This is a genomic window from Coprobacter secundus subsp. similis (genome assembly GCF_015097275.1).
Lineage (GTDB): Bacteria > Bacteroidota > Bacteroidia > Bacteroidales > Coprobacteraceae > Coprobacter > Coprobacter secundus.
Genome location: NZ_AP023322.1, coordinates 170,329 through 193,224 on the forward strand (window position 1 = coordinate 170,329; position 22,896 = coordinate 193,224).

Genomic DNA, 22,896 nt, shown 5'->3' on the forward strand with positions numbered 1-22,896 from the left:
AAATCGCTATTTTAATAATGAAAGAATAGAAATGCTGATAATTTGTATGATTGTTGTAGTGCGTGTATTTACCATATGAAGATTTTCCGGTTTTCTCTCGTCGGACAGCCCCGCTATCTTCCTTGTAAAAACGGAAAAACATCTGCGGGAGGGGCTTCCGAACCTGGTCCGGGCACAAAGTCCGGACAGGTTCTTGGTGCCGCTTCTGTTTCGGGTTTTGATGTGGCTGTAGTGACGGGGCTGAATCAGAATAATATCTGTTTTTTGTAATCGGGTTCCCAAACGTCCGGATCCAGCAAATGGTAGATTGGGGATAGTACGGTATTCCGGTCGAGCACTTTGAAGTGTAGATTTTCCATCGGTCTCAGTTGTCCTATTTCGTCCAGGCTGATAGGGGTATCGGTTTTGGCTCCTAATAGCAGGGGGCCATAATAGAAGCGTTTGTTGAAGGTGTCGTTGTCTTGTGCATGTGACATGGGGACAGCGGCCAGTTTTTGTTTGAATTTCAATTCAATGATATCGCCGGGGTGAAAATCGGCACATAAAGTGAAGAATCCGTTTTTTGCATTGGGTTTGCATTCTTTCCCGTTGAAGGATATTGTGTAATCGAAGGCCCAAGGCAGTATCGGAAGTTTTAATGATTTTATCCCGGCCGTGTTCTTTTCCACTTTTAAGGATACCGTCTCACCGAACGGGTAATGTGTGTCTTGTTGCAGGGCGAATGCCTTGTCTGTATCTTTCTTCCACGAGAGCTCGCTCCGGTGGAAGAAGGGGATAAACAGGGTGTCTTGTTCGAGCCGATATGCGTATTTGACCGCTTGTGACAATCCTTCGGCTCCGCGCATTGTGCAGCACCAATGGGCCTCGGGGGCATGGACTTTCAGATAAGGCATTTTCCCATTGGGGCAATTGTCGCATCCGAAGCCTCCGTTAAAGCGCTGTGTGTGGCAGATTCCGTTATAGTATATCAGTTCGGCGTCGTTCCGGTACTCGACTTTTCCGGTGTGTTGCCATAGTTGTACGGCGAGTAGGTACGAGTCTACGATTGCACAGGGTTCTGTCCAGGTGTCGAAGCGTCCGAACCAGTTGTAATTTTCGTGATTGTTTGTCATGCCGTTGCGTTTGTAAGTTTGCCATCGTTCCTCGACTTCCTGCAAGTATTTGTCTTCTCCTGTAATATCGTCATAGCGCAATAATCCCCGGCAGGCGGTTAGGGAAGCATGGGTCTGGGCCTTGATTTTGACCAGGTCGATTTCCAGAAAGCGGGTTATCATTTCTTCTATCACTTCCTTAAGTTCCGGCATACGTAGGTATTGGTAGGCATGGATTGCCCCTTCCATCCCTATGAATACGCATCCTATATCTGAGGATAGCATCCAATCGTCTACTGTGTTCTGTATAGACCCGGACTCGGCGCCTACGTCTGCCTTCCGGGATTTCGGGTCGATGGGATAGTTGGCATAGAATCCTTTTCCTTTGATGAAAAGGTTTTCGACAATTGTTTTCATTATCGGCAATATGTCTGGGTCTTTCTTCCAGGCGTAGTATTCGCATAGCCCGCGCAGCATCCAGCCGTTGCCGGAGACTTGCTGTTCGTTCATTTTCCCTTCGTAAACCGGCCCCATGTATCCTTTCTCGTTCAGATGTGCCGGAATCTGGTCAAGGATTTGTTTTAAATGGAGGGGGGCTTTATGGGAGGCTTGTGCGTCTAAGACTAAGGCGAGAATTGTGCGACCTTCTGTATCACCGGGCCAGTTGCCGGACTCTTCTTCTGTTAAGAATACATTTTGGGGCTGATATTTTTCTTCGTGCAATCGTCCTAAGTTTTTACTTATCCGTTGGTATAGCTCGCCTTGCATCTCTATGTCTGCAAATGGAATTTCTTGCAGGCTGCGTTGTGCTTGCAGGCTGGCGGTAATGTAAAATAAAAGAATTCCTAAGGCAAATCTGATTTTCTTATTCTGGTTCATTTCTTCGGTTTATTGTGGTTGGTAATGATGATTGTGATGCTTTTCGGGAGTCGGTTCCCGATGTATGAAGGGTACTCGTCAGGGTCATTCGTTTTGATTCCAGAAACACGGTATTCTCCACGGTATCGTTGTGTATCGTGTGATTTTCATGGCGGGTATCCTCGGTGCATCTTCAGTGTTGTCATATTGGGAAAAAGGCACAAAACACTGCAAAGATAGTTTTTAAATTTATAATTTATCGATTTTGACAGGTTTAGTTTAGGGCTTGTCTAACAATCTTTTCCAATAAGAAAATATTATCCGGCTGTTTTTGCGTTTTCTTTCGACTTCCTTTCCCGTTTTCTCTTGTCAGATGGCCTGCTATCTTCCCATTATAGGTGATTTGTTGTTACTGAGTACCTTATACTTGTAACAAAGCTCTTTTACTGTGATTGCCACGGTTGCAACAAAGGGTTGAAACTGAGGCTCAATCAAGGGGTAAAGACAAGAAAAAAGAGAGCTATATTTTATTTAATTCTCTAATTTTCAGTGGAAATACCATGGGTCGAACCGGGGACACAGGGATTTTCAGTCCTTTGCTTTTTTTCGACATCCGAAAGCTCGCTAACGCTCACTTTTGGAAGCAACCAACTGAGCTATGTCACTTTATGAATCAGTGGAGTTACTAAAATTTCCCGTAATTTTATTATCTACTCGCTTGGTTTAAACCCATGTTTAAACGGCTTGAATTGTTAATGGATGTACTGATTATCTCTGATTACTATATTTTTTGTATGGATAGGTATTTCTTTCTTATATCAATATCCCAGTTTTCAGTATATCGGTATTGAGAAAGGCTGTATCATTTATTATTCAGTAATGCTGTTACTTCATCTTCCAGCTTCGGCAGATGATTGATAACCATGCTCCAAAGAATATCAGCCGACAAACTATCATATCCATGTATGATATAATTTCTTGCATCTACAATCTTTCGTGAATTGGTGATAGCTATGTTTCTATCTGTTTTTAGATTCTGTTCATGGCTTCACCTATAATTTCTATATTCCGTTCAATGGCACGTCTAAGGCAGAGGTTGCTGTAAAAGTCTTCAAACAGTTTCGGCTTGTGACCAAAGAAACTTTCTATTTCTTCAACGGCAGTCAGAATATCTTGCAAGTGCTTTTTTATCAAATCATCCATATATCAATGCTTTTGTTGCATCCACATTCTTTTTCAGATATGGATTCTTTATGGTCTGTTCTTCTAACAAATCAACTTCTCTGCCAAACAATTCTTCCAGCGAATATTTGAAATCAAAGTAGTTGTCGAAGTAATCGCTTACTTCTGCCTTGTTAAAAGAGACAACCAAGTCCACATCGCTATTGTCATTGAAACGATTGGTAAGGATAGAGCCGAACACAAACAATTTGCTTACTTTGTGCTTCTTGCACAAAGCGATAATCTTCTGTATGTTGTTTTCTATCAGCTTCATAAACGAACTTACTTATAATGCAAAGATACTAAATTTATAATTTCTTTATATTCTTGTGAGGACTTTTTTCTAACTCTCCCTGTAAAATGAACTTTCTTCAAAAAAAGGTACTCTTTATACTCATGTCTGATTTTCAGCATATCCTATATCTTCTTTTAAGAAGAACTGAAAGAAAAATTGGACAGACAAAAAGAGGCGGCACTCATGCTTATTTTGCATAAATGCCGTTTTAGAAATTTATCGTAGCACTATTTTATTATCTACTCGCTTGGTTTAAACATGAGTTTAAACGGCTTGAATTGTTAATGGATGTACTGATTGATATATTTTTTGTACGGGATAGTTATTTCTCCTTTATATTAGTATTCCTGTTTTGAGAATGTCTGCATATAGGGGATTGTTTGTGTCTTCTGTAAGTAGAACCGGTTCTATAAGGTTGCTTACCTTACGTTTCAGTTTCCACAATAAAGGAGTATCTTCAAAATAGTTGTCGCTCATGCGTTCCACAACTACGGCAATATCAATATCGCTGTCCTCCGTATGGTTGCCTTTGCTGTATGAGCCATAAAGGTAAAGAGCCTTTAACGGCAATCGTTCTGCGACTACTGCCTTATAGCGTTGTGCCAATTTTATAGCTTGCTCTTTATCCATGTTCTTAATTTGTCTGTTTGTTCAATCAAATCTTTGCAACGGTCAGCGGTCAGACTTTTCATCAACCTCTCCTTATATGAGGGGTAACGTGCTTCTATGTTCAACGGTTCAAGCTCGTCTATGAAGTCCGTTTGTCCTTCTGACATGTCTTTATCCAAACCGCTTTTTTCCGCAAGTCTTGATAAGTTGTGAATCTTCAAAGGCGGTTCTTCCAACACTTTGCTCCAATATGCTTTGAGAATCTTCTCTATGGTTTGGTGACACATGAAAGCGACATACAGGTAACGCTTGGTTTCAAGCATAGCTTTTGCTGTGTCGAAATCATAATCTGACATTTCAACCCAATATGTTACCTTGTCATTCATCTGTTGCTACTTTATCATTTATATGCAAATATAGAGATTATCTTTGAGAAAGTCCCGCATCGTTTGTAAAATCTCCGTATTCTACCATAAATCAATTGTAAATTAGCACTTTTGTTGTGTCTACGTTCTTTTGTCCGGACTGACATATTTTGGTTTTCTGTCTTTTGTCATTTCTCAGTATTGGATGTGATTTGTTGTTAGTGGGTACCTTATACTTGTAACAAAGCTCTTTTACTGTAATTGCCACGGTTTAAACTATGGTTTAAACAAATCGCTTAAACTGCTGCTCAAACAAGGGGTAAAAGCAATAAAAAAGAGAGTTACTAAATTGTAACTCTCTGATTTTCAAGTGGTGCCACCAGGAATCGAACCGGGGACACAAGGATTTTCAGTCCTTTGCTCTACCAACTGAGCTATGGCACCATCGTTTTTGCGAGTGCAAATGTATGGATTATTTTGTTCCCGTGCAAATAAAATGGGGAATATTTATTGGGGATGGTCGTTTTCTTCGCTTAACGAGTTCCATCCTTGGGCTTTGAGGGCTATCTCGGCTCCGTCACGGGTTATCATGCAGGCGCCTAAGGCGGGGGAGGTGATGTGGCCTATCACGCGGACTCCGGGTATGGTGATGACTTCGTCATGGGCGGCGAGGGGCACGGTGAAGAGGAGCTCGTAGTCTTCGCCTCCGTTGAGGGCTGCGGTGATGAGGTTCATGTTGAACTCTTCGGCCATGGCTGCGGTCTGGTAGTCGACGGGTATGCGGTCTTCGTAGATGCGGCAGCCGGTGTGGCTCTGGTCGCAGATGTGCAGGAGCTCGGAGGAGAGTCCGTCCGATACGTCCATCATGGCGGTGGGGAGGATGTTGTGCCGGGCGAGTTCTGCGATGATGTCTTTGCGGGCTTCGGGCTTGAGCTGGCGTTCGAGGAGGTATTCGCGTCCTTCGAATGCGGGCTGGAAGTCTTTGTCGCCTGTGAATACTTTTTTTTCTCTTTCGAGGAGTTGCAGCCCCATGTAGGCGGCTCCGAAATCTCCGCTTACGCATATGAGGTCGTTTTCTTTGGCTCCGTCGCGGTAGACGATTTTGCCTGTGTCGCCTTCGCCGATGCAGGTGATGCTGATGGCGAGCCCGGTGAGGGAGGCGGATGTGTCGCCTCCGACAAGGTCTACTCCGTATACGTCGCAGGCGAGTTGGAGGCCGGCGTAGAATTCTTCGAGGTCTTCGACGGAGAAGCGCTTGGATATGCCCAGCGACAGGGTGAGTTGCTTGGGCTGCCCGTTCATGGCGTATATGTCTGAGAAGTTGACGACGGCCGATTTGTACCCGAGGTGTTTGAGGGGTACGTATGTGAGGTCGAAGTGTATGCCTTCGAGGAGGAGGTCGGTGGTGACGAGTACTTGCTTGTGGTCGTACTGGAGTACGGCTGCGTCGTCGCCTATGCCTTTGTGCGTGGAGGGGTTCTTGTGCCGGATGTCCCGGGTGAGGTGCTTGATGAGTCCGAATTCTCCTAATGTGGCGATTTCGGTGCGTTTTATATTTTCCATATTTGTGTTTGTCTATTTTTTTGTGGCAAAGGTAGTGTTTGTATTCGAGACTTGGGTAAAAGGCGGGGGCAAATTTTGTTCCGGATGGTTCCGGTGTTTGCCCGGGTGTTGCCGGTTATATTTTTTATCGGGGCAAAAAGGATGCCCGCAAAGGCTGTTCTTGAAGGGTGCCCGTGCGGGGGGCAGGTTCCGGACAGGTTTTGCGGGCGTGGTTGTGTGTTGTCTTTTTTTCAGAATTGCTCTACGAGCTTTTTCATGATGAGCGTCATTTTGGGTTGTGCTGCGGCTGCGGCTTTTTGTACTTCTTCGTGGGATGCTTTCTCGACGATGCCTTCTACTCCGAGGTCTGTGATGACGGATATGGCGAATACTTCGATGCCTCCGTGCCGTGCGACGATGACTTCGGGTACGGTGGACATGCCTACGGCGTCGCCTCCGATGGTGTGGAAGTATTTGTACTCGGCGGGTGTCTCGAATGTGGGCCCTTGTGTGCCTACATATACTCCTTGTTGTACTTTGATGTTGTTGTCGGCGGCTATTTTAAGGGCTTTGTCGATGAGCCGTTTGGAGTAGGCTTCGCTCATGTCGGGGAAGCGTACTCCGAGTTCTTCGAAGTTCTTGCCTCTGAGGGGGTGTTCGGGGAACAGGTTGATGTGGTCGCGTATGATCATGAGGTCTCCTACGGCGAAGGCGGGGTTCATGCCTCCTGCTGCGTTGGATACGAACAGGTGCTTGATGCCTAATTGTTTCATGACGCGTACGGGGAATGTGACTTGTTTCATGTCGTATCCTTCGTAGTAGTGGAACCTGCCTTGCATGGCGAGTATCTCCTTGGTGCCGAGTTTGCCGAATATGAGTTTCCCGCTGTGTCCTTCTACGGTGGAGACGGGGAAGTTGGGGATGTGCTGGTAGGGTATTTCTTTTTCGATGTCGATATGGTTTACCAGTTCTCCGAGTCCTGTGCCGAGTATGATGGCGGTCTCGGGCATTACGGGGTATTCTTTTTTGAGGAATGTGGCTGTTTCTTTAATTTTTTCTAACATAGTCGGTTTTGTTTTTATATGTTATACAATGGAAACAAATATAGTGATTTTTGGTTTGGGTTTGTCGTGGCGGGGGTGTTTTTTTCTGTTGTTTTTACGGTGGGGCTGTTGGGGATTGGGTGGTTGCTTTTGATTTTAGGAGGCTTTGCGCAGGCATGACACACCCCTTGGCCCCTCTTTAGAGGAGAGGTTTTGAAGTTACTTTTTTGTTGGTAATGAGAGATTTGTGGCGTGGATGTTTCCCCTCTTGAGAGGGGATTAAGGGGTGTGTTATGGAAAGGGGCGCGGGTTGGGCTGAAGTATTACGGGAAGTTTGTTTTGGTGTAGTGAGGAGGTATCTGTCGGCTTTGGGTGGTTGCTTTTGATTTGAGGTAGCTGTGCACAGGCGTGACACACCCCAGCCCCTCTCGAGAGGGGAGATTTGGATGCTTGTTTTCTTGTTGGTAATGAGAGATTTGTGGCGTGGATGTTTCCCCTCTTGAGAGGGGATTAAGGGGTGTGTTATGGTGAGGAGCGCGGGTTGGGATGAGATGTTTTGCTGCTGTTTGGTGAGGAGGTTTCTGTCGGCTTAGGGTGGTTGCTTTTGATTTGAGGTAGTTGTGCGCGGGCGTCACACACCCCCGGCCCCTCTGAAGTGCCCCCAAAAAGTTGGACAAAAAACCCAATAAAAACAGTGCAATAATGAAACACACCTTAGAAGAAAAGCGGGACATAGTCAGGCAAATCAAGAGAGGCCGTCCCCTCTCGAGTCTGTGCAAGACCCTACATCTCGACTGCCATATGGTCAGAGACTGGCTGCTGAGATACGAAAAGTACGGAGACCAAGGCCTCCGAATACGTACCCCAAAATACCACTTCAACACCCAAGAAAAAGAAAGAATAATATGGGAACATACAAAAAAAAGAATATCTTTGCAAGAACTGAGCCTCCGTTACGATGTAGACCGCAGTACCATAAAATCCTGGCTGAGAAAGGCCCGCACAGGAGGTTCCCTTTACCGGATAAAACAGCCGAGCCCCATGGCAAGACCCAAGAAAAAAGAACCACAGACAGAACTGGAGAAACTCCAGGCAGAAAACCTGCGGCTCAGAGCCGAGAATGCGCTGCTAAAAAAAGTGAAGGCCTTAGTCGAGGAAAAGAAAGCCCGGGCACGAGAGAATGGGCAAAAGCCATCGACGAACTAAGGCCGGAATACCCCCTAGACTTATTGCTAAAGTTAAAAAGGATGGCCCGTTCAGTGTTCTACTATCATCTTAAACATCTGAAAGACAAGGACAAGTATGTACACGAAAAGGAACTTATCAAATCCATTTACCATGAACATAAGGGCCGGTACGGTTACCGTCGGGTGACGGCCGAGATGCGCAACAGAGGCTTCACGACCAACCATAAGACCGTACGGCGGCTGATGGATGAAATGGAGCTCAAGAGCAGAATCCGCAAAGTCCGTTACCGCTCATACAGGCACCAGGCCGGCAAGACAGCCCCCAACATCATCGCCAGGAACTTCAGGGCTGAAGCCCCCAACCGCAAATGGGCCACGGACGTGACGCAGATAAACATCGGTCCGGCCAAGCTGTACCTTTCGCCGATAATAGACATGTTCAATGGAGAAATCATCTCATATAACCTCTCCGAAACCCCCAACATGGAACAGATTTACGATATGTTGGACAAAGCCTTTTCCCGGAATGACGACCTGGAAGGACTAATCCTGCACTCCGACCAAGGCTGGCAATACCAGCATTACGGCTACCGCCAACGGCTCGAAGAGCGCAACGTGGTCCAAAGCATGTCACGCAAGGGCAATTGCCTGGACAACGCCATGGCCGAGAGCTTCTTCGCCATCATGAAGTCCGAGCTGCTCTATGCCGAAAACTTCGAATCCCCTGAAGCCTTCACGAGAGCTTTGGAGGAATATATCGATTATTATAACCATAGGAGAATAAAATCCCGGTTAAAGGGAAAGAGCCCGGTACAATACCGGACTCTTTCCATTACCGGATAATGTATAACCCGTCCAACTTTTTGGGGGCACTTCACTCTCAAGAGGGGAGATTTGGATGCTCGTTTCTTGTTGGAAATGGGGATGTTATGTGGGGAGGTTGGATGTTGCTTTTTTCTTGCTAATGAGGGGGGGGTGAGTGGTGGTCTTCCCCTCTTGAGAGGGGATAAAGGGGTGTGTTACGATGAGAGGAGCGGGTTGGGATGAGATGATTTTGTTGCTGTTGGCGAGGAGGTATTTCTTGGCTTTGAGTGGATGCTTTTGATGTAGGTGGCTGTGCACAGGCGTGACACACCCCCAGCCCCTCTCGAGAGGGGAGATTTTTGGTGCTTCTATTTTACTGATAATGAGTAGTTTGTTGTGTTAGAATTCCCCTCTTGAGAGGGGATTGAAGGGGTATTTGTCAGTGTCGTGCAGATGTGGGAGAGGGGCTGTGCCGGAGGGGTCAGTCCAGTCCTTTCTCGTGCAACCATCGGGAGAGATGGTCGGCCACCTCCACGTTGTTCAGGTCGGAGAACGGGAAGTGGGTGTTGCCTTTCAGTCCTATCTCCGGCAGATGTATCACCGTGGCGTCGCCGCCATACTGATTGATGAGGGCAGCCCACTTGCGCATCAGGTGCAGGCGACGCGTCCATTCGTAGAGTTCGGGGCGTTCGTCGGTTTGGGGGAGGTTGTCTCCGTAATAGATGATGATGGGTATCTTGGTGAACTTCATGAACACGTTCATCGGCACCTCTACGCCTTCAGTCTTTTTGGAGAGCGTAATGACTTTACCTTCTTCCGGCATTTGTTCTTGGGGGAAGGGTACGTTCGTGCCCGGCTCATAGGCGACGATGGCCCGTATGTTTTTTATTTTGGGCAGGGTGAGCCAGCCTACTCCTCCTCCTTGCGAGTGTGTCACGAGTATGGCGGGGCCTATGGTATCGAGCAGCGCGGCATAGGCGTCGGAGTAGAGTTCGAGGTCTATCGTTCCGATGGTGGGTGTCATCTGGCGGAAGTATTGGTTGAGTGCTTCTTTGTCACGGCTGAATTGCACGCCTTCGAAGTAGTGGGGCCAGATGCCCAGGCGGAAGCGGTTGAACCATTCTTCTTCTTCGAAGTCGGGGGATAGGGTGACGGTCTGGGTACTGCGTCCGGCATTGCCCCGTCGGGGTTGGTCGACGAGGTAGGTGGAGAAGCCTCGCCGCAGGAAGATGTTCTGGAATCCTTCTCGTCCGTCGGGGGTGGTTTCCCATGTTTTGGAGAACTGGCCTACGCCGTGTGCGAAGACCAACGGGTACTTCCGTGCATCCACGGGTTTCTGATAGAACACGTAGGCGTGGTCTCCGTGGTATTGCCGTCCCAGTGAGTCGGTGAGTACTGTTCCTCCTATGGCGAAACTGCCTTGCTCGGCAATCTGTAATACATGGCTGTTGCTGCATGATGCCAATGCCGCCAGCATACATATAATAATGGATGTTTTCATGGCTTCTTACTTCTGTATTTTAGATTCTTGTAACTTGTCGTAACGGCTGCCCACGACCGGAATGGCGGTTACGGCTTTTTCCAACTCGTCCATTTCTTCTGCTGTAAACGTGATGTCGCAGGCTCGAAGGTTCTCTTCCAGGTGTGAGAGCTTGGTGGTGCCGGGAATGGGGACGATGTAGGGGCGTTTGTTTATCAGCCATGCCAGTGCGACTTGTGCCGGGGTGATGCCGCGTGTGCGGCCGAAGGCATTGAGGACTTCTACAATGCGTGTGTTGGCTCGGATGGCTTCGGGCTGGAAACGGGGCAGGGTGTGGCGGTTGTCGTTGGTGGTGTCGAACCGGGTGTATTCGTTGATAAGTCCACCGAGGAAACCCCGGTTGAGTGGGCTGTATGGGACGAAACCGATGCCCAGCTCCTCGCACGCGGCAAGCACACTGTTTGTCTCCACCGTGCGGTGCATGAGGTGGTATTCGCTTTGGATGGCTGTGACGGGGCATATCTTGTGTGCCCGACGGATGGTGTCGGCATTCACCTCGCACATGCCCCAGTGCAGTATCTTGCCTTCTTTGATAAGCTCACCGCACGTCTCCGCCACCACTTCGATGGGTGTATTGGGGTCGATGCGGTGCTGGTAGAAGATGCCGAGTGTCTCTACTCCGAGGTTGTGCAGGGAGTTTTCGCACACGCGGCGGATGTTTGCCGGAGTGCTGTCTTCTTCCGTCTTCACTTGTACGCCGTTCACAAACTTGTGGCCGAACTTCGAGGAGACGAACACGTGTCCGGTGTGGCCTTTCAATGCCTTGCCTACTAATTTTTCATTTACATGGTATCCGTAGCTCTCTGCCGTGTCGAAGAGTGTCACGCCACGCTCTACCGCCTCATGTACGAGGGCTATTTCTTTGTCTTCCGACGGATGTTGGCTGCGGTTGTGGTTCAGTCCCATGCAGCCGTAGCCCATCGCCGAGACGGTGAATGCTGCCTTGCCGCTGCCGAGTGTGCGCTGCGTGCGTACCGCCGCCATGCCTGCGGGAATATTGTTTGTCGCTTGCCGTTGTCCGTTCAGAGCTTTTTCGGCTGCTGTTACTTTGTTCAGAGCCGGCTCGATGCACATCGCCGTTCCTGTCATTGCCGCCATCTTGAGGAATCCCCGGCGGCTCATATCCATATTCTTTTTCATATATGATTATTTTTTAATTGTTTCTGTTGCAAAGTTACGCCATCTCCGTTTCCTTGTCTGTATCACAATCACGGATATAATTACCACTTTCATCGGTTCTTGTTGGTGTTGTGCCGTATCTGTGAAAATGGTAAGATAGTCTGTGATTCGGGTCATGCACTCTTGTATTGAGCGAGTTATCTTTGCGTTCAAATAATAGGAATAGACAATATGGAAGATAGGAAACGATTGTTGCCCGAGCGGGAATATCGGGCTTGGGACAAGGCGGAGGTGGATGAACGGACGCGGACGATGGGATTGTTGCTGAAATTCAACACGACCGGAGACAGGGAAATATTGGAGGAAGTGTTCGGCAGGGACCTGGACGGTGTGACCGTCTTCGCTCCACTGCATTGTAATTATGGAGACAGCCGGGTTAAGTTCGGTAGCCGTGTGTTTATCAATTACAATTGTACGCTCCAGCCGGCAGGCGGTGTGGAGATTGGCGATGATGTGTTTATCGGTTCGGACGTGCGTATCTACACGACCAATCATCCGCTCGACCCGGAAGAGAGAGCCAAAGGAAAGGCGACTGTGCGTCCGGTCAGGATAGGCTCGAAGGTGTGGATAGGCGGTGGTGCTGTCATCCTGCCCGGAGTAGAAATCGGTGAGGGTACGACCATCGGTGCGGGAAGCGTGGTGACACGGAGCATCCCGGCTCGCTGTGTTGCGGTAGGGAATCCGGCTAAAGTCATAAAACGTCTGTAATAAACAGCAGAATATCGGGGTAAAACATTATTTTTGTGGAAACGAAAGGATGGATATGGGAAATATAACGAGGATAGATACGGTGCAGCAATATTGCGACCTCTTCGGCATCGAGGCATTGCACCCGTTGGTAAGTGTGGTGAACTGCTACGAGGTGCAGCCGATACGGCATTCGAAGAAGTTGTACAACATCTACGCTGTGTTGCTGAAAGACACCGACTGCGGCACTATGAACTATGGGCGGAGCTTGTATGATTATGAAAAAGGTTCTGTGCTGTTTGTCGCTCCGGGGCAGGTGATGGGTTCGGACGATGACGGCAACCTGCACCAGCCGGCAGGATGGGCATTGATGTTCCACCCGGAACTGTTGCGCGGCACTCCTCTTGCTCGTATCATGAGTGATTATTCTTATTTCTCGTACAATGCCAATGAGGCTTTGCATCTGTCGGAGCAGGAGCGCAAAGTGGTCATCGAGTGTATGGAAAATGTGGCGGAAGAATTGCGGCATCCTATTGACAAGCATAGTCGTTCGTTGATTCTCGATACCATCAAACTTTTCCTCGACCGCTGCATCCGCTTCTACGACCGACAGTTCATCACACGGGAGAACATGAACAGCGACCTGCTGGCACGCTTCGAATCTCTGCTTGACGATTACTATAATTCCGCTTTGCCTGTGGCTGAAGGTATCCCGACTGTGCAATATTGTGCTGACAGGTTGTGCCTTTCGACCAATTATTTCAGCGATTTGGTGAAGAAGGAGACCGGCATGTCGGCCATCAAGCACATCCAGCAAAAGGTTATGGACATAGCTAAAGAGCGTATCGTCGACACGCGGAAGAGCATCAGCCAGATTTCAGATGAAATGGGTTTCGGGTATCCGCAGCACTTCAGCCGCTGGTTCAAGAAGATGGCGGGGTGTACGCCGAACGAGTATAGGCAGGATTGTGCTAATTGAGGTGTTTTTTGCTGCTGTTTTGAGAGGAGGTATCTGTCGGCTTTGGGTGGTTGCTTTTGATTTAAGGAAGCTTTGCACGGGCGTCACACACCCCTGGCCCCTCTCGAGAGGGGAGATTTAAAGATATTCTTTTTTTTGTATGTTCCCATATTATTCTTTCTTTTTCTTGGGTGTTGAAGTGGTATTTTGGGGTACGTATTCGGAGGCCTTGGTCTCTGTATTTTTCGTATCTCAGCAGCCAGTTCCTGACCATATGGCGGTCGAGATGTAGGGTCTTGCACAGACTCGAGAGGGGACGGCCTCTCTTGATTTGCCTGACTATGTCCCGCTTTTCTTCTAAGGTGTGTTTCATTATTGCACTGTTTTTATTGGGTTTTTTGTCCAACTTTTGGGGGGCACTTCAGTGTCTATGGGACGGTGCTAAGGTATTGCCTTCCTTCCGGTGATTTGTACAATTTTCGTGTAAACGGGTATGCCGGGTTGCAATTTCCGGTCAGATTCCCAATACTATATCTGCATCGATATTGAGTTTCCGGCTTATTTCACGGGCGACTTTAAGGGTGGGCTCACAGCGTCCTGTAAGATAGTCGCTGACTCGTGAGGGACTTACTCCAAGAAGTTCTGAAAGTTTTATTTGATTCAGGCCCATTTCATACATACGAAGCTTTATCACATCTACCAAAGAGGGTGATTTTATCGGATAGTGTTCATCTTCATAATCTGCAACGAGTTCGGACAACAAATCTAATTCTATCAGATTTTTGTCATTCAAAGGTGTGTTGTCGTCAACCAATGGCAGAAGTTCTTCTATCCTCTCCATTGCTGCTTTGTAAGCTGTTTCATTCTGAATCTTTGCCATATGTCTATATATTTTTTGCATCTATCGAATCATATTCGGCATGGGTACCGATAAAACGGATAAGTACGGTTTTTATCGTAAACTTAATTACTACGATTAGCCGATAGTTGTTTCCTCTGATATTGAATACATAATGTTGGTTACCTACATTATCTACGCTGTTAAACATTTGTTTCATGTCGGCAAAACAAGTCCATTCCGCTTTCTTCACTTTCTGATACCAGTCTTCAAGTGCAGTTTCCGAATCGGGATGTTCGTTATAATATTCAATTATCTTGCTTCTTGCTATGATTCTCATGCCTTTTATTATTTATGCAAAAGTAAGCAGTTTGTTTTGAAATTCAAAATAAAATATTGAATTTCGGGATATGTTTATTCGATGTTGTTTTGAAATATTTCCAAAGCAGCAATGCAGACGTTGTCAGAAAAAGGCTGTAAATGCTTTTTTAAAGTCCCGTTTAACTTATAAACCTATTGTAAAGTGGATATATTACTGGTAAACAATTCTGTTTGCGGGTAATTGGGATATGTGATAGTCTATTTCATTAAATGTAATGTATGGAGTGTTTGTCTTTTGGGTATGGTCTTTTTTATTTAGTGTGACGGGGGGTGTTTTTGCAGTGGCAGTCTTCCAGGTGGTCGTCTACGAAGCCGGTGGCTTGGAGGAAGGCGTAGCATGTGGTGGAGCCGAAGAACTTGAAGCCGCGCTTTTTCATGTCTTTGCTCATGGCGTCTGACTGGGGGGTGGTGGCTGGGACTTGTCCGAGGGTCTTGTAGTGGTTGGTGATGGGCTTCCGGCCGGGGAGGAATGTGAGGGTGTAGTTGTAGAAGCTGCCGAATTCTTCCCGGATGGCGATGAATTGCCTGGCGTTGTTGATGGTGCTGTCGAGCTTCCGGCGGTTGCGGATGATGCCGTCGTATTGCATCAGCCGGTCTATGTCTTGCGGGGTCATCTGTGCTACTTTTTCCACGTCGAAGTGGTGGAAGGCTTTGCGGTATCCTTCGCGTTTGCGGAGGATGGTAATCCAGGAGAGTCCTGCTTGTGCGCTTTCGAGCACGAGGAATTCGAAGAGGGTCTTGTCGTCGGTGACGGGCCGCCCCCATTCTTCGTCGTGGTATTTGGTGTACAGGGGGTCTGTTCCTGCCCAGCCGCAGCGTGAGTTTATGATGTCTTGCATGTGTTTGTTGTTTGGTTCTAAGAGCCAGACCTGATTTTCCGAAATATGGAATTGTTTTCCGGTCATCTTTGCGCTTTCTTCCGGTCTTTTTTCCCGTTTTCGCTCGTCAGATAGCCGGCTATCTTCCTCGTAAAGACGGAAAAACATCCTCGGAAGAAAATCCCAAATCTGACCCGGGCAAAATCCGGCCAGGCTCTAAGAGCCAGACCTGATTTTCCGAAATATGGAATTGTTTTCCGGTCATCTTTGCGCTTTCTTCCGGTCTTTTTTCCCGTTTTCGCTCGTCAGATAGCCGGCTATCTTCCTCGTAAAGACGGGAAAATATCCTCGGAAGAAATTCCCAAATCTGACCCGGGCAAAATCCGGCCAGGCTCTAAGAGCCAGTCCTGATTTTCCGAAATATGGAGTTGTTTTCCGGGCAAAATCCGTCAGGCTCCAAAGGTACAAATTTTTTTTTGGAGTTGGGGGATTTTGGGGTGGCGGATGTGTTTATCGTTCGTTGAGGTATGTCAGGGGGGAGCACCCGACTGTTTTCTTGAAATAGGTGCCGAAGAAGGACTGGTTCGGGAAGTTGAGCATGTCGCTTACTTGCTGGATGGTGTATTGCCGGCTTTTCAGGAGTGCTTTGGCTTCGAGAATGACGTAGTCGCGTATCCAGTCGCCGGCGTGCCGCCCGCTGACGGCGTGTATGACTTGTGACAGGTATTTGGGTGTCATGCAGAGTTTGTCGGCGTAGAATCCGATTTTGCGTTGGGTGGTGTAGTGTTCTTTGAGGAGTTGCATGAAGTGGTCGAAGATTTGTGTTTTCCGGTTTTGGGGTTTTGTTTCTTGTGTGCTGGTGGGGCTCATCAGTTGGCAGCCGATGCAGTAGAGTACTTGGAGGTAGCTTGTGAGTATTTCGCGCTTGTAGAGGAATCGGGGTTGTTGTATTTTTTTGCGGATGGCTTGGTAGATGTCGAGTATTTCTTGTGTTTCTTCGTCGGTAAGTGGGAGCAGGGAGGTGGCCGAGAGGTATTTCCGTATGGCGACGGCTCCTTGCGGGTTGTATTCTGTGATGAGTTTGTTGTCGGAGAAGGCTATGATGGCGACCCGGCAGTCGGGCGAGATTTCGAGGCATTGCCCGATGTCTCCGGGTTGCACGACCAGTATGTTGTTGCGGCGGAGTTCGTATTCGGTGAGGTTGAGTTGCGCGCGTATGTATCCGTTCAGGCATATCATCGCCATGGTGAATTCTATCTTGAAGGGGTAGGATGATGTGATGAAGGGGGCTGTCGCGGAATCGGCGGAGAGGTCTGTGGGGGATTCTGTGCTGTAGAAATTGTCTGCCAGTACGAACTCGTCGTTGTAGATGCAGGTGTTTTCGTTCTGGGGCATCATCATCAAGTTGAGTGTGCTGAAGGGGCCGGTGTATCGCATGGTCAGGTTGTCTTTTTTCTGCAAATATATCTATTTGGGCAATAAACCGGTGCTTTTTCTGTTTAAAATATCTGTTTTGTCGTCCTTTTGAACAATCTACTCGAAAAACCGGACAAGGGGTTGCGGGTAAAAAAGCGGAAATTTGTGCTCGTAAAGATTAAATGTTAAGTAATGTTGGGATTATAATGAAAATGAGAATGAGAGGATGGATCGTGATTGCGGGTTGTCTGCTGTGTGCTTGTTCGGAGGGGACGCGGACGCCTTTTGTGCGGAGTGTAGTGCTGACGACTCCGGTGGTCTTGGAACGGACGAGTGTAAGGAATTATTCGGGGGTCGTGCGCGAGGCGCATGAGATAAGCCTGGGCTTCAAGACGGCGGGACAGATTGAGTGTATCCGGGTCGGGGAGGGTGATTATGTGCACCGCGGGCAGTTGCTTGCCGAGCTGGATGATGATGATTACCGGCTGGGGGTGGAGGCTTTGCAAATCCAGTATGACCAGTTGGCGGACGAGGTGGAAAGGACGGAGCGGCTTTTCCGGCAGAAGAGCGTGTCGGCGAATGATTATGAGAAGGCTGTTGCGGGGCTGAAGCAATTGGGTGTGCAGTTGCAGGTGAACAGGAATAAGTTGGGGTATACGAAGTTGTATGCTCCGGCGGATGGGTATGTGGAGTCGGTGCATTTTTCACCGGCGGAGATGGTGGATGCGGGGACTTCGGTCTTTACTTTGCTGGATGTGTCGAGCATGGAGGTGGAGGCTGATATACCGGCGGGCGAGTATCGGCAGCGTGACCGGTTTACGGGGTATGTTTGCCGGCCGTCGGGTCTCGGCGAGGATTACCGGATGAGGTTGTTGAGCCTTGCTCCCAGGGCTGACGGCAACCAGCTTTACCGGTTGCGGCTGGCTTTTGCGGAGCGGCCGGGCAGGGGCTTGACGGCGGGGATGAACGTGGAGGTGGGCATCTCGGTGGCGGATACGGCTGCTGCTCGGGGGGTTGCCGTGCCTTTGTGTGCCGTGTTCCGGGATGGCGGGAGGCCGTGTGTATGGGAGTTGCGGCCGGACTCTACGGTGGTGAAGCGTGTTGTCACGTTGGGCAATACCGACTCGGAGGGGCGTGCTGTGGTTGTGGAGGGCTTGACGGGCGGTGAGCGTATCGTGCGGGCCGGCGTGAATGTGTTGCAGGAGGGGGAGAAGGTGCGTGTCATCGATGCTCCGGGCGAGTCTAATGTAGGGGGGATGTTGTGATGACGAGGTTGACGGAGTTTTTCATGCGGCGGCCGGTGCTTTTCTGGTCGTTCGTGGCGGCGATTTTGATTGCGGGGGTATTGTCGTTTGTGGAGATGCCCAAGCTGGAGGACCCGGCTGTGTCTGCGAAGCAGGCGATGGTGGTGGTACCGTGGCCGGGTGCGAGTGCTCATGAGGTGGAGTTGCGGGTGGCCCAGATGATGGAGGATGAGTTGCGGGCGTTGCCTAATGTGAATAAGGTGAAGACGGAGTGCCAGAATGGTTCGGCGGTGTTTACCGTGGAGTTTCGGATGACGGTGCTGAACCGTGACTTGGAGCAGCATTTCGACTTGTTGCGGCGTAAGGTGGGCGATGCGGCCGTGCGGTTGCCGCAGGGGTGTTATGAGCCGGTGGTCATCGATGACATGATGGATGTGTATGGCATTTTTTATGCTTTGACAGGGGATGGTTATGATTATCCGGAGATGTACAGGTATGCGAAGTATATTCGTCGGGAATTGCTGGGGGTAAAGGGTGTGAAGCGTATCCTTATCGCGGGCAATCGTGACGAGGTGATTAATATCGTCCTTTCCAAGGAGCAGATTGCGCGGAACGGTATCGTGCCTACGCAGATTATGTCGGCTTTGCAGGCGGCGGGCAAGACGGTGGATGCGGGGCGGTACCCGGCCGGTGGTGAGCGTATCGCGCTTTATGTGGATTCGGCTGTGGAGGATGAGGAGGATATCCGTGATTTGCTGATACAGACGATGGATGGGAAGCGGCTCCGGATAGGTGATATTGCCCGTGTGGAACGGGCTTATGCGGAGCCGCAGCGGAATGGCTTTTTTGTGGACGGGAAGCCGTCGCTGGCGATTTGTATCGCGATGGAGTCGGATGCTATCGTCCCTGATGTGGGGAAGGCGGTGGATGCCCGCTTGCAGGAGGTGATGATGCGTGTGCCGGCGGGGTTGCAGACGGAGAAGGTGTTTTTCCAGCCTGAGAAGGTGGATGAGGCGATTTCGTCGTTTATGTGGAATCTCGTGGAGTCGGTCGTCATCGTCATTTTGGTGCTGATTTTCACGATGGGGTTGCGCAGCGGCTTGATTATCGGGTTTGGCCTGGTGCTGACTGTCGCGGTATCGTTTCCGGTATTGCTTGTGTGCGGTACGACGTTGCAGCGTATTTCGCTGGGTGCGTTTATCGTGGCGATGGGTATGCTGGTGGATAATGCGGTGGTCATCATGGATGGTATCTTGGTCGACAGGAAGCGGGGGCTGGGCCCGAAGACTTATCTGTATCGTATCGGCCGCAATACGGCTATGCCGTTGCTGGGTGCGACGGTCATCGCTGCATCGACGTTTCTTTGCGTGTATCTTTCGCCTGATACGGCGGGGGAGTATGCGAGCGATTTGTTTCTGGTGCTTTGCGTGAGTTTGCTGGCCAGCTGGGTGCTGGCTCTGGTGCAGGTGCCTGTGTGTGCGAAATCGTGGTTGCCGCGCCGGGAGCGTGGGGGCGTGGTGACGGGGCAGGTGATGAACTCTCCGGTGCATCGTTTTGTGCGGCGGTCGGTTGCTTTCCTTATCGGGCATAAGGGGGCGACGATTGTGGTTGCTTTCGGGCTGCTGGGGCTTTGTGTTTTCGGCATGACGCGTGTGAGGAATCTGTTTTTTCCTGATTTCGATTACAAGCAGTTTGTGGTCGAGTGCTTTTTCCCGGCGGCGGCTGATGCGGATACAGTGCGTGACCGGTTGCTGGCGATGAGCGACTTGCTTTCTGGGAATGGTGATATCGAGCGGGTGGCGGTGAGCCAGGGGAGTGCTCCTGCGCATTATTGCCTGGTGCGCCCGATGACTTCGGGGGGTGATTGTTATGGGGAGTTGATTGTGGACTGCAAGGATTATGAGACGGTGTTGGAGCAGGTGCCTGTGGTGCGCCGGCAATTGCGGGAGAGGTTTCCTGATGCGTATATCCGTACTCGCAAGTATAATTTTTCGATTTCGACGTCCCATACGGTGGAGGTGGAGTTTGCGGGCCCTGACCCTGCTGTGTTGCGGGGGTTGAGTGCGCAGGCCGAGGCTATCATGCGCCGCTCGCCTTATGTGGATGCTTATTCGGTGCAGAACAATTGGAAGCCGTCGGGGAAGGCTCTTGTCGCGGAGTATGTGCAGGAGGATGCCTTGCGTTCCGGAATCGGGCGCGGTGATGTGGCGAATGCGTTGCTTGCGGCGACGGACGGGATGCCTGTGGGTGTATTGAATGACCAGGAACGGATGGTGAGGCTCAATCTGCTGGTGCGTAATGCGGACGGGAGCCGTATACGTGACTTGGATGATATTCCGGTATGGAGCATGATGAACCTGCACTTGTCGAACGAGGAGTTGCAGGGTGCGCTCACGGGAGGGCGGAGCATGAGCGAGTTGCAGGACCGGGTGTTCCGGGCGATGCCTTTGGGCAATGTGACGGGGGATGTGCGCCTGGACTGGGACGAGGACCTGGTGTTGCGGCTCAACGGGCAGCGGGTGATAGAGGCGGAGTGTGACCCGGACCCGGATTGTGAGGAGGCGACTCCTGCCAAGGTCATCGATTCTATCAAGGACGAAATCGAGGCTATTGCGCTGCCTGAGGGCTACTCGATGCGCTGGGTCGGCGAGGGTGAGGTGCAGGGCGAGGCTATCGGTAACTTGATGAAGTTCGTGCCGCTGACTGTTTTCCTTATTCTGGCTATCTTGCTGTTGTTGTTCAACAGCTGGCGCAAGGTCATCCTCATCTTGCTTTGTTTCCCGTTTGTGTTTTGCGGCATAACGCCTGCGTTGCTTGTCAGCGGGCAGCCGATGACTTTCATGGCGATTATCGGGATACTGGGCTTGATAGGGATGATGGTGAAGAATGCTATCGTGCTGGTGGACGAGATAGGGCGGCTCCAGAGTGAGGAGGGGATGGTTCCTTATAGGGCTGTCATTGAGGCGACGGTGTCGCGTGTGCGTCCTGTACTGATGGCTTCGCTTACGACTATCGTGGGGATGATTCCGCTTGTGACCGACCCGATGTACGGGTCTATGGCTATCACGATTATGGGGGGCCTTACGGTGGGGACGATGATTACACTGGTGCTGTTGCCGCTTTTTTACGCGGCGATGTTCCGCATCGGCAAACCTGTTAACTTATAAAATGTAAATCCAATGAATGGAAAAAATATAGTTATATCTTGTTGTGCTGCTTTGTTTTCTGTTTGCGGTGCAGTGGCGCAACAGCGGCTGCCGCTCTCTCAGGCGGAGTGCCGCGAGATGGCTCTTCTGCATAGTGAGGGTCTTCAGCAGGCGGATAACCGGTTGCGCCAGGCGGAGCTTGACAGCGAGATAGCGACGGCGGCTTATCTGCCTAAAATCGATGGTTCTGCTACGGGGGCTTATATGTTGCCTGATATGGACATGATGGGTATGGAGCTGCGTATGCGGGGTACTTATATGGCGGGTATCAGCTTGACGCAGCCGATTTATGCGGGGGGCAAAATCATGGCGGGGAAGCGTCTGGCGCGTATCGGCAAGGAGTCGGCGGGTGAGCAGCTGCGGATGGCTCGTATGGATGTGCTTGTGGAGGCTGACAATGCGTACTGGACTTATATTGCGGTGGAGCGTAAGGTGCGTATGCTGGAGGGTTATTGTGCTCGTATGGATACGCTTCGCCGGCAGGTGGATGCGGCGCTTGCGGCGGGTATGGCGACGGAGAATGACTTGCTCCGTATCGAGGCGAAGTACAGTGAGGTCCGTTACCAGTTGCAGAAGGTGCGGAACGGCTCGGACTTGTGCCGTCTGTCGCTTTGCCGGGTCATCGGTGCGGAGCTTGATACGGAGATAGTACCGACTGATACGGTGGTTGTGGCATCGGAGCCGGGGCGGCTCGTTGCTGATATGGTCGGCCGGCCTGAGTTGCGCTTGCTGGAAAAGCAGGTGGAGGCGGGTGAGCAGCAGGTGCGTATGGCGCGGGCGGATGCTTTGCCTACGGTGGGCTTGACGGCGGGGTATACGTATTATGGGAATATCAAGCTGGGCAGCACGATAGATGTGGGCGGGGGCGTGATGATGCCTTATACGCAGGAGTTCCGCGATGGGATCGGCATTGCGATGCTGGCGGTGAAAATCCCGGTTTTCCACTGGGGGGAGAACCGGAAACGGGTGCGCAAGGCTCGGTATGAGCTGCGCAATGCGGAGCTTGAGTTGCAGAAGAATTCTCGTCTGATGTCTATCGAGGTGCAGCGGGCTGTGCGCAATGTGGAGGATGGTTATTTGCTGGTAGGTACGGCTGAGACGGGGTTGAGGCAGGCTGAGGAGAACTTGCGTGTGACGGGCAACCGGTATGCGGCTTCGATGGCTCCGCTGACGGACTTGCTGGATGCCCAGTCGCAGTGGCAGCAGGCGGAGAGCAACTTGATAGAGGCGCAGACTCAGTATAGGATTTACGAGACGGAGTACTTGCGGGCGACGGGGCGGTTGGAGCAGTAGGGCCGGGGTGTGTCGCGCCTGTGCATGGCTGCTTCAAATTGAAAGTAATCACCTGAAGCCAGGAAACGTCACATCGCCAAACAGCAGCAAAAACATCTCAGCCTTTGCCGCGTGTCTTACCGTCACACACCCCTTCATCCCCTCTCGAGAGGGGAGTTATCCACGCTATAAATCGCTTATTATTAATGAGAAAGCAGTATTTCGAATCTCCCCTCTTTGAGAGGGGTCGGGGGTGTGTGATGCCTGTGCGAAGCTTCCTGAAATCAAAATGACCGCTAATGGTTAATAGATGCTTCCTTACACTGCCAAACACTTCGCCCG

Annotated in this window: 21 protein-coding genes, 1 tRNA gene and 1 pseudogene; 7 read left to right on the plus strand and 16 right to left on the minus strand. The window is 50.1% G+C overall.

All coding sequences use genetic code 11. The annotated features are described in order from the left end of the window. The first annotated feature begins 75 nt into the window (after window positions 1-75). Entirely contained in the window at window positions 76-270 is a 195-nt protein-coding gene (locus tag Cop2CBH44_RS00565) for a hypothetical protein (protein WP_200755309.1), read from the plus strand. Here Cop2CBH44_RS00565 and Cop2CBH44_RS00570 read toward each other — a convergent pair. From Cop2CBH44_RS00570 to Cop2CBH44_RS00605, 8 genes and pseudogenes are all read right to left on the minus strand, one after another. Beyond that, complete coding sequence (locus tag Cop2CBH44_RS00570; RefSeq protein WP_200755310.1) at window positions 246-1,970, minus strand: beta-L-arabinofuranosidase domain-containing protein; 1,725 nt, start codon at window positions 1,968-1,970, stop codon at window positions 246-248. The two genes, Cop2CBH44_RS00565 and Cop2CBH44_RS00570, sit on opposite strands and share 25 nt — an antisense overlap. A gap of 841 nt (window positions 1,971-2,811) precedes the next feature. Continuing rightward, window positions 2,812-3,152 (minus strand): annotated as a pseudogene (locus Cop2CBH44_RS16620) (HepT-like ribonuclease domain-containing protein). Beyond that, window positions 3,145-3,444 carry a nucleotidyltransferase family protein gene (locus tag Cop2CBH44_RS00580; protein ID WP_021931110.1) on the minus strand — a complete coding sequence of 100 codons (300 nt, stop codon included), beginning with the start codon at window positions 3,442-3,444 and terminating at the stop codon, window positions 3,145-3,147. The pseudogene Cop2CBH44_RS16620 and the gene Cop2CBH44_RS00580 overlap by 8 nt, the downstream one beginning before the upstream one ends. Before the next feature lie 354 nt (window positions 3,445-3,798). Next, complete coding sequence (locus Cop2CBH44_RS00585) at window positions 3,799-4,095, minus strand: nucleotidyltransferase domain-containing protein (protein ID WP_200755311.1); 297 nt, start codon at window positions 4,093-4,095, stop codon at window positions 3,799-3,801. Continuing rightward, on the minus strand, window positions 4,074-4,460 hold the full coding sequence (locus Cop2CBH44_RS00590) for a HEPN domain-containing protein (protein WP_200755312.1): 387 nt from the start codon (window positions 4,458-4,460) through the stop codon (window positions 4,074-4,076). Before Cop2CBH44_RS00590 ends, Cop2CBH44_RS00585 begins: the two co-directional genes overlap by 22 nt. Before the next feature lie 350 nt (window positions 4,461-4,810). Next, window positions 4,811-4,883: transfer RNA gene (locus Cop2CBH44_RS00595), tRNA-Phe, on the minus strand. A gap of 63 nt (window positions 4,884-4,946) precedes the next feature. Continuing rightward, window positions 4,947-6,002 carry a thiamine-phosphate kinase gene (thiL, locus tag Cop2CBH44_RS00600; protein WP_200755313.1) on the minus strand — a complete coding sequence of 352 codons (1,056 nt, stop codon included), beginning with the start codon at window positions 6,000-6,002 and terminating at the stop codon, window positions 4,947-4,949. 230 nt (window positions 6,003-6,232) lie between these two features. Then, on the minus strand, window positions 6,233-7,045 hold the full coding sequence (locus Cop2CBH44_RS00605; protein ID WP_200755314.1) for a purine-nucleoside phosphorylase: 813 nt from the start codon (window positions 7,043-7,045) through the stop codon (window positions 6,233-6,235). 884 nt (window positions 7,046-7,929) lie between these two features. Here Cop2CBH44_RS00605 and Cop2CBH44_RS00610 point away from each other — a divergent pair. Continuing rightward, complete coding sequence (locus tag Cop2CBH44_RS00610; RefSeq protein ID WP_200755315.1) at window positions 7,930-9,054, plus strand: IS3 family transposase; 1,125 nt, start codon at window positions 7,930-7,932, stop codon at window positions 9,052-9,054. Between the two features lie 442 nt (window positions 9,055-9,496). Here the strand turns inward: Cop2CBH44_RS00610 and Cop2CBH44_RS00615 are convergent, their stop codons facing one another. From Cop2CBH44_RS00615 to Cop2CBH44_RS00625, 3 genes are read right to left on the minus strand one after another with little or no spacing between them, the layout of a single operon-like run. Beyond that, window positions 9,497-10,516 (minus strand): alpha/beta hydrolase, encoded by a 1,020-nt coding sequence (locus Cop2CBH44_RS00615; RefSeq protein WP_200755316.1) that lies wholly within the window; start codon window positions 10,514-10,516, stop codon window positions 9,497-9,499. Between the two features lie 6 nt (window positions 10,517-10,522). Next, entirely contained in the window at window positions 10,523-11,695 is a 1,173-nt protein-coding gene (locus tag Cop2CBH44_RS00620) for an aldo/keto reductase (protein WP_200755317.1), read from the minus strand. Window positions 11,696-11,701: 6 nt separating this feature from the next. Further along, entirely contained in the window at window positions 11,702-11,851 is a 150-nt protein-coding gene (locus Cop2CBH44_RS00625) for a hypothetical protein (RefSeq protein WP_200755318.1), read from the minus strand. A gap of 54 nt (window positions 11,852-11,905) precedes the next feature. Here Cop2CBH44_RS00625 and Cop2CBH44_RS00630 point away from each other — a divergent pair, with 54 nt between their 5' ends. Together Cop2CBH44_RS00630 and Cop2CBH44_RS00635 are read left to right on the plus strand one after the other, a co-directional pair. Continuing rightward, window positions 11,906-12,442: a sugar O-acetyltransferase gene (locus Cop2CBH44_RS00630; protein ID WP_200755319.1), complete on the plus strand. Its 537-nt coding sequence runs from the start codon at window positions 11,906-11,908 to the stop codon at window positions 12,440-12,442. A 49-nt stretch (window positions 12,443-12,491) separates the two neighbouring features. Next, a complete protein-coding gene (locus tag Cop2CBH44_RS00635; protein WP_200755320.1) occupies window positions 12,492-13,400 on the plus strand; it encodes a helix-turn-helix domain-containing protein in 909 nt (302 codons plus the stop codon). Window positions 13,401-13,461: 61 nt separating this feature from the next. Here the strand turns inward: Cop2CBH44_RS00635 and Cop2CBH44_RS00640 are convergent, their stop codons facing one another. From Cop2CBH44_RS00640 to Cop2CBH44_RS00660, 5 genes are all read right to left on the minus strand, one after another. Next, window positions 13,462-13,752: a helix-turn-helix domain-containing protein gene (locus Cop2CBH44_RS00640; protein ID WP_200755321.1), complete on the minus strand. Its 291-nt coding sequence runs from the start codon at window positions 13,750-13,752 to the stop codon at window positions 13,462-13,464. 141 nt (window positions 13,753-13,893) lie between these two features. After that, on the minus strand, window positions 13,894-14,259 hold the full coding sequence (locus Cop2CBH44_RS00645) for a helix-turn-helix domain-containing protein (protein WP_021931107.1): 366 nt from the start codon (window positions 14,257-14,259) through the stop codon (window positions 13,894-13,896). 4 nt (window positions 14,260-14,263) lie between these two features. After that, the gene (locus Cop2CBH44_RS00650; RefSeq protein WP_200755322.1) at window positions 14,264-14,557 is read right to left on the minus strand and encodes a type II toxin-antitoxin system HigB family toxin; all 294 of its coding nucleotides are present in this window, start codon (window positions 14,555-14,557) and stop codon (window positions 14,264-14,266) included. Between the two features lie 292 nt (window positions 14,558-14,849). Next, window positions 14,850-15,437, minus strand: coding sequence for a DNA-3-methyladenine glycosylase I (locus tag Cop2CBH44_RS00655; RefSeq protein ID WP_200755895.1), 588 nt, complete (start codon window positions 15,435-15,437; stop codon window positions 14,850-14,852). 489 nt (window positions 15,438-15,926) lie between these two features. Next, window positions 15,927-16,877 carry a helix-turn-helix domain-containing protein gene (locus Cop2CBH44_RS00660; RefSeq protein ID WP_200755323.1) on the minus strand — a complete coding sequence of 317 codons (951 nt, stop codon included), beginning with the start codon at window positions 16,875-16,877 and terminating at the stop codon, window positions 15,927-15,929. Between the two features lie 269 nt (window positions 16,878-17,146). Here Cop2CBH44_RS00660 and Cop2CBH44_RS00665 point away from each other — a divergent pair, with 269 nt between their 5' ends. Genes Cop2CBH44_RS00665 through Cop2CBH44_RS00675 form a run of 3 tightly spaced genes read left to right on the plus strand, consistent with a single transcriptional unit; the run spans window position 17,147 to window position 22,575 of the window. After that, window positions 17,147-18,097, plus strand: coding sequence for an efflux RND transporter periplasmic adaptor subunit (locus Cop2CBH44_RS00665; RefSeq protein ID WP_246469197.1), 951 nt, complete (start codon window positions 17,147-17,149; stop codon window positions 18,095-18,097). Then, window positions 18,097-21,243 (plus strand): efflux RND transporter permease subunit, encoded by a 3,147-nt coding sequence (locus Cop2CBH44_RS00670; protein WP_200755896.1) that lies wholly within the window; start codon window positions 18,097-18,099, stop codon window positions 21,241-21,243. Before Cop2CBH44_RS00665 ends, Cop2CBH44_RS00670 begins: the two co-directional genes overlap by 1 nt. A 12-nt stretch (window positions 21,244-21,255) precedes the next feature. Further along, window positions 21,256-22,575 (plus strand): TolC family protein, encoded by a 1,320-nt coding sequence (locus Cop2CBH44_RS00675; protein ID WP_200755325.1) that lies wholly within the window; start codon window positions 21,256-21,258, stop codon window positions 22,573-22,575. The last annotated feature ends 321 nt before the right edge of the window (window positions 22,576-22,896 follow it).